Here is a 15,028-nt window from a genome sequence, read left to right as displayed (position 1 = left end):
TCGTCGCACTCCATGACAGTAAAGCTCACGATAGATTGCATGGGAGGCGACCACGGCCCGTCCGTGACCGTTCCCGCTGCCGTCAACTTCGTTCGATCGCATCCCGATGCTGAGCTGCTGCTCGTCGGCATCGAAAGCGCGATTCGTGCGCAGCTGAAAAAGTTGAAGGCTCAGGACCTGCCGGCGCTGACCGTCGTACCCGCTTCCGAGATCGTCGCCATGGACGATCCGGTCGAAGTCGCGCTGCGCAAGAAAAAAGATTCCTCCATGCGCGTGGCGCTAAACCGCGTCAAGGAAGGCGAGGCGCAAGCCTGTGTTTCCGCGGGCAACACCGGCGCGCTGATGGCGGTCTCGCGCTACGTGCTGAAAACGCTGTCGGGCATCGAACGCCCGGCCATCGCGTCGGCACTGCCCAATCCCAATGGCTACACGATGATGCTCGACCTGGGCGCCAACGTCGACTGCGAGCCGCAGCATCTGCTGCAGTTCGCGGAGATGGGGCACGCGCTCGTGTCCGCGCTCGAGGGCAAAGATCGGCCTACTATCGGGCTGCTCAACATCGGCGAAGAAGTCATTAAGGGTAACGACACCATCAAACGTGCCGGCGAACTGCTGCGCGCGAGTACACTTAACTTTCACGGTAACGTTGAAGGCAACGATATCTTCAAAGGCACGGTCGACGTCATCGTCTGCGACGGTTTTGTCGGCAATGTCGCGCTGAAGACGTCGGAAGGCCTCGCGCAGATGCTGTCCAACATCATCAAGGAAGAGTTCGGCCGTTCCTGGCTCACCAAGGTGATGGCGGTGCTCGCCTTGCCGGTATTGATGCGCTTCAAGAAACGCGTCGATCATCGGCAATACAATGGCGCCGCGTTGCTCGGCCTGCGTGGGCTGGTGATCAAAAGCCACGGTTCGGCGGATGCTTACGGGTTTGAGTGGGCTATCAAACGCGGGTATGATGCCGTCAAAAACGGCGTGCTGGAACGCCTTGCGCGAGCGATGGAAGAGAATGCGGGTTCTCTCGAACAGGCGGCGCGCGACGCGAGCGGTGCGGGTCAAGCAAGCCCCATCGCAGGCCAGCCAGCCGAGCCCTACGCTGCGCAATCCTCGAAGGCATAATGGCTCAATCGACAATTTATTCCCGCGTGCTGGGCACCGGCAGCTATCTGCCGCCCAACCGCGTCACCAATCAGGATCTGGCCGAGCGTCTTGGCAAGCAAGGTGTCGAGACCAGCGACGAATGGATCGTGGCCCGCACAGGCATTCATGCGCGCCATTTCGCGGACCCTGATGTCACGACCAGCGATCTCGCGCTCATCGCTTCGCAACGCGCGATCGAAGCAGCAGATATCGACCCGCAGTCCATCGACCTGATCATCGTCGCCACGTCCACGCCCGACTTCGTGTTTCCGAGTACGGCGTGCCTGTTGCAGAACAAGCTCGGCATCAAGAATCACGGCGCGGCATTCGACGTGCAGGCCGTCTGTTCCGGATTTGCCTACGCAGTGGCCACGGCGGACAGTTTCATCCGCAGCGGCCAGCATCGCACGGCGCTCGTGATCGGTGCGGAAACCTTTTCGCGCATTCTCGACTTCAACGACCGCACTACCTGCGTGCTGTTCGGCGACGGCGCGGGCGCGGTGATCCTGCAGGCCTCCGAACAACCGGGCGTGCTGGCCAGCGCATTGCACGCCGACGGCAGCCATTCGAATATTCTCTGCACGCCGGGCAACGTGAACGGCGGCGTAGTCGCGGGCAGCGCGTTCCTGCATATGGATGGGCAGGCCGTGTTCAAGCTCGCCGTGAACGTGCTCGAAAAGGTCGCGGTCGAAGCGCTCGAGAAGGCCAATTTGGCGGCTGAACAGATCGACTGGCTGATTCCGCATCAGGCGAATATCCGCATCATGCAAAGCACCTGCCGCAAGCTCGGTTTGCCGCAGGAACGCATGGTCGTCACGGTGGGCGAGCACGGCAATACGTCGGCTGCGTCCATTCCGCTCGCATTCGACGTCGCGGTACGCGACGGCCGCATCAAGCGCGGCCAGAACGTGCTGATCGAAGGTGTCGGCGGCGGCTTCACGTGGGGCGCGTCGGTTATCCGCTACTGATAGCGGCGACGTTATGGCGAGCGCTCTTCACGGCGCTCGGCTACGCTTGAGCGCGCTCGCCATCAGGGGCGCGCCACCCACATCTGACTAAATCGATTTTGGGGACGATATGAAATTTGCGTTCGTTTTTCCTGGGCAAGGTTCGCAGTCGGTCGGCATGCTCAACGCATTCGCCGATCACGCCGTCGTGCGTGAGACGGTTCAGGAAGCCTCCGATGCGCTCAATCAGGATCTCGGCAAGCTGATCGCCGAAGGCCCCGTCGAAGATCTGAACCTCACCACCAACACCCAGCCGGTCATGCTGACTGCTGCTTACGCCATGTATCGCGCGTGGCTGCAGGCCGGCGGCCCGAAGCCGGCGATCGTTGCGGGTCATAGCCTCGGCGAGTACACCGCGCTGGTCGCGGCGGGCGCGATCGCGTTTCGCGACGCTGTGCCGCTCGTGCGTTTTCGCGCGCAGGCCATGCAGACGGCGGTGCCGGTTGGTGAAGGCGGCATGGCCGCGATTCTCGGTCTCGACGACGACACAGTGCGCGCGGTGTGCGCCGAAGCGTCGGTCGCGGGTGTCGTCGAAGCGGTGAATTTCAATGCGCCGGCGCAGGTGGTGATCGCAGGAAACAAGGCGGCGGTTGAAAAGGCCTGCGAAGTCGCTAAAGCGAAGGGCGCCAAACGCGCGTTGCCGCTGCCGGTCTCGGCACCGTTCCACTCGTCGCTGCTCAAGCCGGCGTCGGACCAGTTGCGCGAATATCTGGCGAGCGTCGAGGTGCAGGTGCCGGCGATTCCGGTCATCAACAACGTCGACGTCGCCGTGGTCAACGAGCCGGTCAAGATCAAGGACGCGCTGGTGCGCCAGGCAGCCGGTGCGGTGCGCTGGGTCGAAAGCGTTCAGGCCATGTCGGCTCAAGGCGTCACGCACGTGATCGAATGCGGTCCGGGCAAGGTCCTTGCGGGCCTGACCAAACGTATCGACGGCAACCTTGTTGGCGCTTCGATCTTCGATCCTGCTTCACTCGAAGAAACGCTCAAGCTGGTAGCGGCAGGCTGAACGCATAGTCTCGTGAGCGCCTGGCAGCAGGCGCTGCACGAGCAGCATCAGACGCAAGCATCAAGAATCAATCAGCCCTCCGAAGGGCATCCGGACTGACAGATGGAAAAGACTCTCGACAAGCAGATCGCAATCGTCACTGGCGCTTCGCGCGGCATCGGCCGTGCGATCGCCATGGAACTGGCGCGCCAGGGCGCGACGGTGATTGGCACGGCGACCAGCGAAAGCGGCGCGGCCGCCATCAGCGAAGCGTTTAACGCAGCCGGCGTGAACGGTCGCGGTGCGGTACTCAACGTCAACGACGCAGCCGCGGCAGAAGCGCTGATCGACGGCACGGTAAAGGAATTCGGCGCGCTGCACGTGCTGGTGAACAACGCCGGCATCACGCAGGATCAACTCGCCATGCGCATGAAGGACGACGATTGGGACGCGGTGGTCGACACCAACCTCAAGTCGGTGTTCCGGCTGTCGCGCGCGGTGTTGCGTCCCATGATGAAGGCGAAGGGCGGCCGCATCATCAACATCACGTCGGTGGTCGGCTCGGCCGGCAATCCCGGGCAGGTCAATTACGCCGCCGCAAAAGCGGGCGTGGCGGGCATGACGCGCGCGCTCGCGCGCGAGATCGGCAGCCGCAATATCACGGTGAATTGCGTGGCGCCGGGCTTCATCGATACCGACATGACCAAAACCCTGCCGGAAGAGCAGCAAACGGCGTTGAAGACGCAGATTCCGCTGGGCCGCCTCGGCAGCCCGGAAGATATCGCGCACGCCGTGGCGTTTCTGGCATCGCCGCAAGCCGGCTATATCACCGGCACGACGCTGCATGTGAACGGCGGGATGTACATGTCGTAACCAAATTCGGTTACTATCCGCGCCTTGATGCGTTTGTAAATGCATAAAGGCGCATGCCTTGACAGCAACCCGATGCGCCGCTTTTTTGCCGGGTCAAACCTGATAAAATGCGCGCACCTGTATTTTTGAACTTCTTTTCCCTTGGAGGGGTAATGGACAATATCGAACAGCGCGTCAAGAAGATCGTCGCAGAACAACTGGGCGTTGCAGAAGCTGAGATCAAGAACGAAGCTTCGTTTGTGAACGACCTCGGCGCCGACTCGCTCGACACCGTTGAACTCGTGATGGCCCTCGAAGACGAATTCGGCATGGAAATTCCGGATGAAGAAGCCGAGAAGATCACCACCGTTCAGCAAGCGATCGACTACGCTCGCGCGAACGTCAAGGCCTAAGGTCATTCGCGCCCGCGTTTCTGCGTTGGCGGCGTATGACGCCCTGCCGTGTCGGTTGCCGACGCCAGCAGGGTTGGTGCTTTTTGCCGCGCGTTTTGCCAAGCAGGAGCCAGCAATGTCGACAGCGCAAAGTTTCGCGCGATTGCCGAGTTAAACAGCCACAGGGCATACAGGGCAGGTTCCTGTGGCCGCTGTGGCTTTTGCTTTTGTCATCTATGAAAAAGGGGTTACCGTGAGCCGCCGTCGTGTTGTTGTTACAGGCCTGGGGCTGATTTCGCCTGTTGGCAATAATGTTGCCGACGGCTGGGCCAATCTGGTCGCCGGCAAGTCGGGTATTGCCAACATCACGAAGTTCGATGCGTCGAACTTTTCGACTCGTTTCGCCGGCGAGGTGAAGGGCTTCAATATCGAGGACTACATCCCCGGTAAGGAAGCGCGCCATATGGATACGTTCATCCATTACGGCGTGGCTGCCGGCATCCAGGCGATGCAGGACAGCGGCCTCGAAGTCACCGACGAGAATTCGGAGCGTATCGGCGTGGTGGTCGGTTCGGGCATCGGCGGTTTGCCGATGATCGAAGTGACGCAAACCGAACTGCTCAATCGCGGCCCGCGCCGTATTTCGCCGTTCTTCGTGCCCGCATCGATCATCAACATGATCTCCGGCCATCTGTCCATCAAGTTCGGCATCAAGGGTCCGAATCTGGCGATCGTCACCGCCTGCACCACCGGCCTGCACTGTATCGGCGAGGCATCGCGCCTGATCGAATACGGCGACGCCGACGTGATGATTGCGGGCGGCGCGGAATCGACCGTGTCGCCGCTGGGTATCGGCGGCTTTGCGGCGGCGCGCGCGCTGTCGCAACGCAATGACGATCCGGCAACCGCGAGCCGTCCGTGGGACAAGGACCGCGACGGTTTCGTGCTGGGCGAGGGGGCCGGCGTGATGGTGCTGGAAGAGTACGAACACGCGAAGGCACGCGGCGCGAAGATTTACGCCGAAGTCAGTGGCTATGGGATGAGCGGCGACGCCTATCACATGACCGCGCCGCTGGAAGACGGCGACGGCGCTCGCCGCTGCATGCTGGCCGCGTTGAAGAACGCGGGCGTCAACACGGATCAGGTGAATTACCTGAACGCGCACGGCACGTCCACGCCGCTCGGCGACCTGGCTGAAACTATCGGCATCAAGCGCGCTTTTGGCGACCACGCCAAAGACATGGTCGTGAACTCGACCAAGTCGATGACGGGTCACCTGCTGGGCGGAGCCGGCGGTCTGGAGTCGGTGTTCACCGTGCTGGCCGTGCATCATCAGGTGTCGCCGCCGACCATCAACATCTTCAATCAGGATCCGGCCTGCGACCTGGACTACTGCGCCAACACCGCGCGGGAGATGAAGATCGACGTCGCGCTGAAGAACTCGTTCGGGTTCGGCGGCACGAACGGCACGCTGGTCTTCAAGCGCGCCTGAAACGCCTGATAGTTGGTGACGCGCCAGTCGACGGCGCCGGCGGTGCCGGCGCCTTCCCCCGAATCGGCCGAGCACGACGGAGCGTCGCAGCGGATTTTGCTGCGACGCTCCGTCGCCGTCTGGGCTGCGTTAGGGGTCTTCGTTCTGACGGCGACATCGGCCGTCTATGCTTGCCTCGCATTGCATCTGGGCGCGCGGCAAGCCGTTCCGTTGACGCTCGCCGTGTGGGCGTGGCTTGCGCTTTGCTCGCTCCGCTATCAGCGCTCCCAACCTGCCGCGTTGAAAATCGGGCCGGACGGATTGTTTGTCTGGGACCGGACTGGCGCGCTGCTGGCGCAAGGCCGCATTGCCGGTTGTTCGCAATGGAGCGGCCGTCTGCTGATCCTGGCGCTGATGCCGGAGCAGGGCCGCTTACGCACTCTGCTATTTGCCGCCGACGCACTTCCGGCGCCCATCTTCCGGGAACTGGCCGTGCTGGGCCGGCGTGGCGCCGGCGCCTGACTGTAAAGACTGTAACCGCTGTTACCGGCGTAACGTACCCGGATGATGGGGACGCTACAATGGTGCCCCGCCATGCGCCCTATAGTTAACGGATTTATCAGGTGAGCGAAAAAGAAATTGATCAGGTGCTGGTCGAGCGCGTCCAGAAGGGCGACAAGGCCGCGTTCGAGCTACTGGTCTCCAAATACCACCGCAAGATTCTCCGGCTGATCTCGCGCCTCGTGCGGGACCCCGCCGAGGTAGAAGACGTCGCACAGGACGCCTTTATCAAGGCGTACCGGGCGTTGCCGCAGTTTCGCGGGGAATCGGCCTTTTATACGTGGTTGTACCGGATTGCCGTCAACACGGCAAAGAACTACCTTGCGACCCAAGGGCGGCGCGCGCCGACCTCGACCGAAGCAGATGCTGAAGAAGCTGAAACTTTCTCGGACGCGGACCAACTAAGGGATATCAACACGCCTGAGTCGATGTTGATGAGCAAGCAGATCGCTGAGACGGTCAATGCTGCGATGGCGGTTTTACCGGAAGAGTTGCGCACCGCCATTACTCTTCGTGAAATTGAAGGTTTGAGCTACGAGGAAATCGCTGAGATGATGGGTTGCCCAATTGGCACAGTCAGATCACGAATTTTCCGCGCTCGCGAAGCCATTGCGGCAAAATTGCGTCCGTTGCTTGACACACCTGAAGGCAAGCGCTGGTAATCCACCAGCCGGTCGGACGGGGCGCGGGTGCAATATCTGGATTAGTGGTGTCACTACGGGGTATTTGTAAGATGGGGAGCATCATGGGGTCGGTCTCGATGCAATCGCAAGCCAGCTCGCGTGGCGAGCGTCTGTCCGCTTTTGTCGACGGTGAGCTGTTCGGCGAAGAGCATCTGAATCTGGACACGTTTATTTCCGGGCTGAATGGCGAGGATCGCGCCGCCTGGTCGAGCTATCACCTGATCGGCGACGCATTGCGTTCTGACGATCTGGCGGTCAGCCCGGCGGCGAGCAGCGCGTTTCTGAGCGGTTTTGCCGCGCGCCTCGACAACGAGCCGCACGTGCTGGCGCCCGCCGCCATGCCGGTTGCGCGTCGTTTGCTGGCGCTGCGCCGCCGCGTCGTACCGGCGTTTGCCGTTGCTGCGGCGGCCGCCACGCTGACGTGGATCGTCGTGCCGCAACTGCAAGGTGTGCCGGGCGGTCCGGGCGCGGCTCAGCTGGCCTCGGTTCAACATGGCGACGCACTGCAACGCGTGGCCATGGCGCCCGCGCCGACAGCTGCGGTGCAGCCGGTCGCGCAAGACGCCAACATCATTCGTGACGCCAGTCTCGACCAGTATCTGGAAGCTCATCAGCAATTCGCGCAACAACCGGTCATGCCGGGCTCGATGCCGCTGATTCGCGCTGCCGCTGTTTCTACGCAAGGCCAATAGTTTGATGCAGACTCCGCGGTTGAATAAAACGACTATCTGGGGGCGGCTGCCGGCATTCCTGTTCTGCGCAGCCGTATTGTTGTCCGCTACACCGCGGGTCTTTGCACAAACCGACGATCCGATCGTTGCCCGTCGCACGGCCGCGGATCTGCTGGATCGCATCCATCAGGCCGCGCAACAGCAGAATTACGAGGGCGCATTCGTCTACCAGCGCGGCAATTTCGTTCAAACGTCGCGGATCGCGCACTACGCGACCCGTGCGGACGGCGAATTCGAGCAGCTCGAAAGCCTCGACGGCAAGCCGCGCAAGATGCTGCGTCATAACGACGAGCTCTACACGTTCGTGCCGGAGCGGCATTTGTGCGTCGTCGAAAAACGTCAGAACAAAGATTCGTTCCCTGCGCTGCTGGCCGTGAGCGGCGAGCAGGTGCTGTCGGTTTACGAGCCCAAGCTGCTCGGCGACGACCGCGTCGCGGGCGTCGACAGCCAGGTGATCGAACTCGATCCGAAAGACGCCTATCGCTTTGCGTACAAGCTGTGGGCCGACAAGAAAACTGGCCTCCTGCTGCGCGCCCAGACGCTCGATACAAATGGCCAGGTGCTCGAGCAACTTTCGTTTTCCCAAATTCGCATCGGCGTGCCGGTTGACAAGGCCGGCATCGTCAACGGTATTCGTAATACGGCGGGTTGGACCGTGGTGCGTCCGCCGGTCGAGCCGGTCGACATGGCCGCGCAAGGCTGGCAGATCACGCCGACGGTGCCGGGCTTCCGCAAGATTCGTGAACTGCGCCGCCCCATGGCCGCACGCGATCCGGGGCAGCCGACCATTCCGGTGGACCAGGCGGTTTTCTCTGACGGCCTCGCGGCCATTTCGGTGTTCGTCGAACCGGTTGAAAACAACACGCGCAAGGAAGGCGCGGGAAGCAGCGGCGCCACGCACGTGCTCGTCAAGCGTCGCGGCGACTTCTGGATTACTCTGCTTGGTGAAGTGCCCCAGACCACATTGCAGCAATTTGCGTCTGCCATAGAATACAAAGCTCCGAAGTAATCCTCCGAATCCTGAATCCCTCGGCTTGCTACGATATGACGACTTTCTCGGTGCGCAAATTCCTCGCGGCCGCGGTGGTGGCGGCTTGTTTGCCGCTCGTGCCGCATACGGCGTCGGCGGCTCCTGCCGCCAACCTGCCCGACTTCACTGATCTGGTCGACAAGGTCGGCCCGGCGGTCGTCAACATTCGCACGACTACACGCGTGTCGAACAGCGGTGCTCGCGGCGGTTTGCCGCCTGGCATGGACGACGGCGACATGTCGGAGTTTTTCCGGCGCTTCTTCGGCATTCCGTTGCCGCAATCGCCGCAATCGCCCGGCTCGCCGGGTTCGCCACGCGGCGGCGACAACGGCGGCAGTGGTGGCAGTCAGGACTTGCCGGATAACAGCGATGCCGAGCAGAACAGCGGCGTCGGCTCGGGCTTCATTCTGTCGGCGGACGGCTACGTGATGACCAACGCGCACGTCATCGACGACGCGGACACCATTTACGTCACGCTCACCGACAAGCGCGAATTCAAGGCGAAGCTGATCGGCGTGGACGATCGGACCGACGTTGCCGTCGTGAAGATCAGCGCCGCCAATCTGCCGACCATCACGATCGGCGACTCGAACAAGGTGCGCGTGGGCGAGTGGGTCGTGGCGATCGGCTCGCCGTTCGGTCTCGAGAACACGGTGACAGCCGGCATCGTCAGCGCCAAGGGGCGCGATACGGGCGACTATCTGCCGTTCATCCAGACCGACGTGGCCGTCAATCCGGGCAATTCAGGCGGTCCGCTGATCAATATGCAAGGCGAGGTGATCGGCATCAACTCGCAGATCTACAGCCGCACGGGCGGTTTCATGGGCATCTCGTTCGCGATTCCGATCGACGAGGCCATGCGCGTGGCCGATCAATTGAAGGCGTCGGGTAAGGTCGTGCGCGGCCGGATCGCGGTAGCGATCGGCGAAGTGACCAAAGACGTGGCCGACTCGCTCGGCCTGCCGAAGGCGCAGGGTGCGCTGGTTAGCAGTGTCGAACCGGGCGGCCCGGCGGATAAGGCCGGCGTGCAACCGGGCGACATCATCCTGAAGTTCAACGGCCATTCGGTCGATACGGCAACGGACCTGCCGCGCATGGTCGGCGACACGAAGCCGGGCACCAAGTCGACGATCACGATCTGGCGCAAGGGCCAGACGCGCGATCTGCCGGTGACGATCGCCGAAATGCAGCCGGATAAATCGGCCAAGGCGGATCAGAAGAAACCGCAGCCGCCGAAGCAGCGCGCCACCAACGCGCTCGGTGTGGCCGTCAGCGATATCCCTGCCGACCAACTGAAGGCGCTGAAATTGCGCAACGGCGTGCAGATCGATGCCGCGGACGGTCCCGCAGCGCGCGTCGGCTTGCAAAAGGGCGACATCATCCTGCGGGTGGGCGACACGGACATCACCAGCGCGAAGCAGTTCGACGAGGTGAGTTCGCACCTCGATCCGCAGAAGATGGTCGCGCTGCTGGTTCGCCGCGGCGAGAACACGCAGTTTGTGCCGGTCCGTCCGCGCAGCGTGCAGAAATGACCAAGGCGGCGCCGCTCACGCTCTACGGGCGCGCGTGGTGCCACCTTTGCGACGACCTGCGTACCGCGCTCGAGCCCTTGCTGGTCGAATTCGGCGCGCAGGTCGAGGTGATCGACGTCGACACCGATCCCGTGTTGGAAGCCCGTTATAACGAACTGGTGCCGGTTCTGGTCTGCGACGGCGTCGAGTTGTGTCACTATCACCTCGACGAAGCGCGGGTTCGTGCCGCGCTCGCCGCACGGGTTGCAGCCATGCCTTGAGCTTGACCAAGGGTTCGAACATAGCGCCGACGCCGCGCCGTTCACATCGAGTCTCACGCCTCTCCTGAGCCGTCTTTTCCGCCCGAGCTTCGCAAGATGCGCCGGGCGATAGCCTTTTCGGCTAAAATAGATAGGTTTTTCACCTACTTACAAGGCGTGCTCCGCTATTGTCCGAGCGCGCCTTTTTTGCTTGATCGGCACTGAATGGATCATATTCGTAACTTCTCGATCATTGCGCACATCGACCATGGCAAGTCGACGCTCGCCGATCGCATCATCCAGATTTGCGGTGGCTTGTCCGACCGCGAGATGGAATCTCAAGTGCTCGATTCGATGGATCTCGAACGCGAGCGCGGCATCACCATCAAGGCACAAACCGCCGCATTGACGTACAAAGCCCGTAACGGGCAAGTCTACAACCTGAACATGATCGACACGCCGGGCCACGTCGACTTCTCGTACGAAGTCAGCCGCTCGCTGTCCGCATGCGAAGGCGCGCTGCTGGTCGTGGACGCGAGCCAGGGCGTGGAAGCGCAAACCGTCGCCAACTGCTACACGGCGATCGAACTCGGCGTCGACGTGATTCCGGTGCTCAACAAGATCGATCTGCCGGCGGCGAACCCAGAAAACGCGATTGCCGAAATCGAAGACGTGATCGGCATCGACGCAACCGACGCCACGCATTGCAGCGCCAAGACTGGCCTCGGCGTCGAAGACGTACTCGAAGCGCTGATCGCCAAAGTGCCGCCGCCCCAAGGCGATCCGGAAGCGCCGCTGCAGGCGCTGATCATCGACTCGTGGTTCGACAACTACGTCGGCGTCGTGATGCTGGTGCGTATCGTCAACGGCACGCTGCGTCCCAAGGACAAGATCCGCATGATGGCGACCGGCGCGCAGTATCCGGTCGAGCATGTCGGCGTGTTCACGCCGAAGTCGAAGAATCTCGAATCGCTGTCGGCCGGGCAAGTGGGTTTCATCATCGCCGGCATCAAGGAACTGGCTGCGGCGAAGGTGGGCGACACCGTCACGCTGGTGAACCGTCCAGCGCCCGAGCCGCTGCCGGGTTTCAAGGAAGTGAAGCCGCAGGTGTTCGCCGGTCTCTATCCGGTCGAGGCAAACCAGTACGACGCGCTGCGCGATTCGCTCGAAAAGCTGAAGCTGAACGACGCCTCGTTGATGTACGAGCCGGAAGTGTCGCAAGCGCTCGGTTTCGGTTTCCGTTGCGGGTTCCTCGGTCTGCTGCACATGGAAATCGTGCAGGAACGGCTGGAGCGCGAGTTCGACATGGACCTGATCACCACGGCGCCGACCGTGGTGTACGAAGTCCTGCAGCGCGACGGTACGACCATCATGGTCGAGAATCCGGCCAAGATGCCGGAGCCGTCGAAGATCGAAGAAGTGCGCGAGCCGATCGTCACCGTGAACCTGTACATGCCGCAAGACTACGTCGGCTCGGTGATCACGCTGTGCACGCAAAAGCGCGGCACGCAGATCAACATGCAGTATCACGGCCGTCAGGTGCAACTGACCTACGAAATCCCGATGGGCGAAGTCGTGCTCGATTTCTTCGACCGTCTGAAGTCGATTTCGCGCGGCTATGCGTCGATGGACTACGAGTTCAAGGAATACCGCGCGGCAGACGTCGTGAAGGTCGACATGCTGATCAACGGCGACAAGGTCGACGCGCTGTCGGTCATCGTGCACCGTTCGCAAAGCCAGTATCGCGGCCGCGAAGTGGCGTCGAAAATGCGCGAACTGATTCCGCGTCAAATGTACGACGTCGCGATTCAGGCCACCATCGGCGCGAACATTATTGCGCGCGAAAACATTAAAGCATTGCGTAAGAACGTGCTGGCAAAATGCTACGGCGGCGATATCTCGCGTAAGAAGAAGCTGCTGGAAAAGCAAAAGGCAGGCAAGAAGCGAATGAAGCAGGTGGGATCGGTCGAGATTCCGCAGGAGGCTTTCCTCGCGATTTTGCGTGTCGAAGACAAATAAGACGAACAACGGAACCCTATGAATTTTGCGCTGATTCTTTTTGTGCTCGTCATTTTGACGGGCGTCGCATGGGTCGCAGACAAACTGGTTTTCATGCCGCAACGGCGCCGCGCGGCGGAAGCCGCGGTCGCCGAGTTCGACCGCCAGCAGGCACGCATCGGCGAGCGTTTCGCCGATGAAAACGCGGCGCAAACGCGCGCGCGTCTGCGTGACGACAAGCTGCGTCAGCCGTGGTGGCTCGAGTATTCGGCGAGCTTTTTCCCGGTGATTCTGGTGGTGTTCGTGGTGCGCTCGTTCGTGGTCGAGCCGTTCAAGATTCCGTCGGGGTCAATGGTGCCGACGCTGCTGGTGGGCGACTTCATCCTCGTCAATAAATTCGACTACGGCATCCGTCTGCCGATCACCAACACGAAAATCACCGAAGGCCGTCCGCTGCAACGCGGCGACGTGGTGGTGTTCCGTTACCCGAAAGACGAATCGGTCGACTACATCAAGCGCGTGATCGGCTTGCCGGGCGACACCGTCGCGTATCAGGACAAGCAGCTCACCATCAACGGCAAGCCCGTACCGGAAACGCCGCTGCCCGATTATCTCGACGACGAACGCATGGGTTACGCGAAACAGTTCGAAGAAGATCTCGGCGGCCGCAAGAACGCGATTCTGAACAATCCCGCCGTGCCGCCGTTTATCGTCGGCGCCGAAGATTATCCGTATCGCGACAACTGCACGTACAACGCACGCGGCGTGATCTGCAAGGTGCCGCCGGGCAATTACTTCATGATGGGCGACAACCGCGATAACAGCGCGGACAGCCGTTACTGGGGTTTCGCGCCGGACAAGAATATCGTCGGCCGCGCGTTTTTCATCTGGATGAACTTCAGCAATCTGAAGCGCATCGGCTCATTCAACTGAGTTCGTTTGCGTTGATTGCACGACACGCCGCGCGCTTGGCTCGCAGTTGGCCTTCACCAGGTCACACGAGCCGCGGCGTGTTCTCACGCTACTTTAAGATCCTGCGGTAACGTCGCTTCACCACGCTTTTTCCGCTGGCCGCCCCGCGTTTTCGCCGGGTCTGGCGCCCGCGTTATACTCTGCCCATGCCCCTATCTCCGTTGGAAAGCCGTCTGCGCTACGAATTTCGCAATGCGGAATTGTTGCGCCAGGCTTTAACGCACCGCAGTCACAGTTCCACGCATAACGAACGGCTCGAGTTTCTTGGCGACTCCGTCCTAAATTGCGCGGTGGCCGCGCTTTTGTTCCAACGTTTCGGCAAATTGGACGAAGGCGATCTCTCGCGCGTCCGCGCCAATCTGGTCAAACAGCAGTCACTTTACGAAATCGCTCAGGCCCTGAATATTTCCGAAGGTTTGCGGCTGGGCGAAGGCGAGTTGCGCAGCGGCGGCTTCCGCCGACCCTCCATCCTCGCTGACACGCTCGAAGCAGTGCTAGGCGCAGTGTTCCTCGACGGCGGCTTCGACGCCGCCCAGACGGTCATCAAGCGTCTTTACGTGCCGATTCTGGACCACATCGATCCGCGCACACTCGGCAAGGATGCCAAGACCCTGCTGCAAGAGTATTTGCAAGGTCATAAGATCGCGCTGCCCACTTATACGGTGGTCGCTACGCATGGTGCGGCGCACAATCAACAATTCGAAGTCGAATGCACGGTGCCGAAGCTGGACGTGAAAGTGTCCGGTTCCGGTGCGAGCCGTCGCGCGGCGGAGCAGGCGGCGGCCAAGAAAGCACTCGATGAAGTCATGGCCGCGGCGCCCGCCGTGGTCGCCAAGCCCAAGCGCTCGAAAGGCGCTCGCGCGGCGAAGCATGCCGAGCCGGAGATCGTGCCCGGTGTAACGGGCGTGCAAGCTGCGCTGGATTTGCGCAGTCCGGATCGCAAGAGCGAGCGCGGAGCGGGGCGCGGTGAATCGCGCGCGGCTGCGGAGCCCGCAACCGAACGTCCGACGTTGACCGCGGCAGCCGCGCCCTTGGCGGTGATTCGGGCCGCGCACGTGGAGTACAGCGGACCGGACAAAACCGAGCGCGCCGAGAAAGCAGACAAGGCGGCCGCTCACGCGAGCGACAAGTCCGCTGACAAAGTCGCAGCGGAAAAAGCCCCCGAAAAGCTCGACACCAAGGCCGCGGATACGAAAGCCGCTGATGCCAGACCCGCTGAAGCCAAACCGGAAGCGAAGCCAGAAACCGCCGCAGTCCGCAGCGTCGACAAACACCGCAGCCGCGAGGCCACGTCCGGTCCCGCCGCGCCCGTGCCGAGCGCGGCAGCGGCGCCCACCGAACACGAACCCGGCGTAGCCGACGCGGTGCAAACGCGCGTCGCCGACGCGGGCCATTGATTGCCATCGGCGCGCCATTCCCGCGCGTCGATCCGAAC

General features: G+C 61.9%; 15 protein-coding genes. All 15 read left to right on the top strand.

The window, feature by feature from the left end; translation table 11 throughout:
* Positions 1-12: 12 nt before the first annotated feature.
* The 15 genes from plsX to rnc all read left to right on the top strand — a co-directional run bounded on the left by plsX (position 13) and on the right by rnc (position 14,990).
* Positions 13-1,119 carry a phosphate acyltransferase PlsX gene (plsX, locus tag ACFSNN_RS24335; RefSeq protein WP_012433890.1) on the top strand — a complete coding sequence of 369 codons (1,107 nt, stop codon included), beginning with the start codon at positions 13-15 and terminating at the stop codon, positions 1,117-1,119.
* Complete coding sequence (locus tag ACFSNN_RS24330) at positions 1,119-2,108, top strand: beta-ketoacyl-ACP synthase III (protein ID WP_134458225.1); 990 nt, start codon at positions 1,119-1,121, stop codon at positions 2,106-2,108. The genes plsX and ACFSNN_RS24330 overlap by 1 nt, the downstream gene beginning before the upstream one ends.
* A 109-nt stretch (positions 2,109-2,217) precedes the next feature.
* Positions 2,218-3,153 carry an ACP S-malonyltransferase gene (fabD, locus tag ACFSNN_RS24325; RefSeq protein WP_134458227.1) on the top strand — a complete coding sequence of 312 codons (936 nt, stop codon included), beginning with the start codon at positions 2,218-2,220 and terminating at the stop codon, positions 3,151-3,153.
* Between the two features lie 102 nt (positions 3,154-3,255).
* Entirely contained in the window at positions 3,256-4,005 is a 750-nt protein-coding gene (fabG, locus tag ACFSNN_RS24320) for a 3-oxoacyl-ACP reductase FabG (protein ID WP_134458229.1), read from the top strand.
* A 152-nt stretch (positions 4,006-4,157) separates the two neighbouring features.
* Entirely contained in the window at positions 4,158-4,397 is a 240-nt protein-coding gene (gene acpP / locus ACFSNN_RS24315; protein WP_004197638.1) for an acyl carrier protein, read from the top strand.
* Positions 4,398-4,629: 232 nt separating this feature from the next.
* A complete protein-coding gene (fabF, locus tag ACFSNN_RS24310) occupies positions 4,630-5,868 on the top strand; it encodes a beta-ketoacyl-ACP synthase II (RefSeq protein WP_134458231.1) in 1,239 nt (412 codons plus the stop codon).
* A gap of 99 nt (positions 5,869-5,967) precedes the next feature.
* Positions 5,968-6,369, top strand: coding sequence for a hypothetical protein (locus ACFSNN_RS24305; RefSeq protein ID WP_134459126.1), 402 nt, complete (start codon positions 5,968-5,970; stop codon positions 6,367-6,369).
* Between the two features lie 101 nt (positions 6,370-6,470).
* Positions 6,471-7,070 carry an RNA polymerase sigma factor RpoE gene (rpoE, locus tag ACFSNN_RS24300; RefSeq protein WP_006051939.1) on the top strand — a complete coding sequence of 200 codons (600 nt, stop codon included), beginning with the start codon at positions 6,471-6,473 and terminating at the stop codon, positions 7,068-7,070.
* 83 nt (positions 7,071-7,153) lie between these two features.
* Positions 7,154-7,783 (top strand): sigma-E factor negative regulatory protein, encoded by a 630-nt coding sequence (locus ACFSNN_RS24295; RefSeq protein ID WP_012433884.1) that lies wholly within the window; start codon positions 7,154-7,156, stop codon positions 7,781-7,783.
* Between the two features lie 4 nt (positions 7,784-7,787).
* Positions 7,788-8,831 (top strand): MucB/RseB C-terminal domain-containing protein, encoded by a 1,044-nt coding sequence (locus ACFSNN_RS24290; RefSeq protein WP_134459128.1) that lies wholly within the window; start codon positions 7,788-7,790, stop codon positions 8,829-8,831.
* A 35-nt stretch (positions 8,832-8,866) separates the two neighbouring features.
* On the top strand, positions 8,867-10,384 hold the full coding sequence (locus ACFSNN_RS24285; RefSeq protein WP_134458233.1) for a DegQ family serine endoprotease: 1,518 nt from the start codon (positions 8,867-8,869) through the stop codon (positions 10,382-10,384).
* Complete coding sequence (locus ACFSNN_RS24280) at positions 10,381-10,644, top strand: glutaredoxin family protein (RefSeq protein WP_134458235.1); 264 nt, start codon at positions 10,381-10,383, stop codon at positions 10,642-10,644. Before ACFSNN_RS24285 ends, ACFSNN_RS24280 begins: the two co-directional genes overlap by 4 nt.
* Positions 10,645-10,848: 204 nt before the next feature.
* A complete protein-coding gene (gene lepA / locus ACFSNN_RS24275) occupies positions 10,849-12,642 on the top strand; it encodes a translation elongation factor 4 (protein WP_134458237.1) in 1,794 nt (597 codons plus the stop codon).
* 18 nt (positions 12,643-12,660) lie between these two features.
* Complete coding sequence (gene lepB, locus ACFSNN_RS24270; RefSeq protein ID WP_134458239.1) at positions 12,661-13,554, top strand: signal peptidase I; 894 nt, start codon at positions 12,661-12,663, stop codon at positions 13,552-13,554.
* A gap of 185 nt (positions 13,555-13,739) precedes the next feature.
* Complete coding sequence (gene rnc / locus ACFSNN_RS24265; RefSeq protein WP_134458241.1) at positions 13,740-14,990, top strand: ribonuclease III; 1,251 nt, start codon at positions 13,740-13,742, stop codon at positions 14,988-14,990.
* Positions 14,991-15,028 lie beyond the last annotated feature (38 nt).

This window comes from Paraburkholderia dipogonis (genome assembly GCF_042680985.1).
GTDB classification, from domain to species: domain Bacteria; phylum Pseudomonadota; class Gammaproteobacteria; order Burkholderiales; family Burkholderiaceae; genus Paraburkholderia; species Paraburkholderia phytofirmans.
This window is presented reverse-complemented; position numbering and strand designations above follow the sequence as displayed.

Excerpts from the sequence above, each read along its gene's own strand:
- plsX (WP_012433890.1), top strand. The coding sequence starts at position 13 with ATGACAGTAAAGCTCACGATAGATTGCATGGGAGGCGACCACGGCCCG.
- ACFSNN_RS24330 (WP_134458225.1), top strand. The coding sequence starts at position 1,119 with ATGGCTCAATCGACAATTTATTCCCGCGTGCTGGGCACCGGCAGCTAT.
- fabD (WP_134458227.1), top strand. The coding sequence starts at position 2,218 with ATGAAATTTGCGTTCGTTTTTCCTGGGCAAGGTTCGCAGTCGGTCGGC.
- fabG (WP_134458229.1), top strand. The coding sequence starts at position 3,256 with ATGGAAAAGACTCTCGACAAGCAGATCGCAATCGTCACTGGCGCTTCG.
- acpP (WP_004197638.1), top strand. The coding sequence starts at position 4,158 with ATGGACAATATCGAACAGCGCGTCAAGAAGATCGTCGCAGAACAACTG.
- ACFSNN_RS24295 (WP_012433884.1), top strand. The coding sequence starts at position 7,154 with ATGGGGTCGGTCTCGATGCAATCGCAAGCCAGCTCGCGTGGCGAGCGT.
- ACFSNN_RS24290 (WP_134459128.1), top strand. The coding sequence starts at position 7,788 with ATGCAGACTCCGCGGTTGAATAAAACGACTATCTGGGGGCGGCTGCCG.
- ACFSNN_RS24285 (WP_134458233.1), top strand. The coding sequence starts at position 8,867 with ATGACGACTTTCTCGGTGCGCAAATTCCTCGCGGCCGCGGTGGTGGCG.
- ACFSNN_RS24280 (WP_134458235.1), top strand. The coding sequence starts at position 10,381 with ATGACCAAGGCGGCGCCGCTCACGCTCTACGGGCGCGCGTGGTGCCAC.
- lepA (WP_134458237.1), top strand. The coding sequence starts at position 10,849 with ATGGATCATATTCGTAACTTCTCGATCATTGCGCACATCGACCATGGC.
- lepB (WP_134458239.1), top strand. The coding sequence starts at position 12,661 with ATGAATTTTGCGCTGATTCTTTTTGTGCTCGTCATTTTGACGGGCGTC.
- rnc (WP_134458241.1), top strand. The coding sequence starts at position 13,740 with ATGCCCCTATCTCCGTTGGAAAGCCGTCTGCGCTACGAATTTCGCAAT.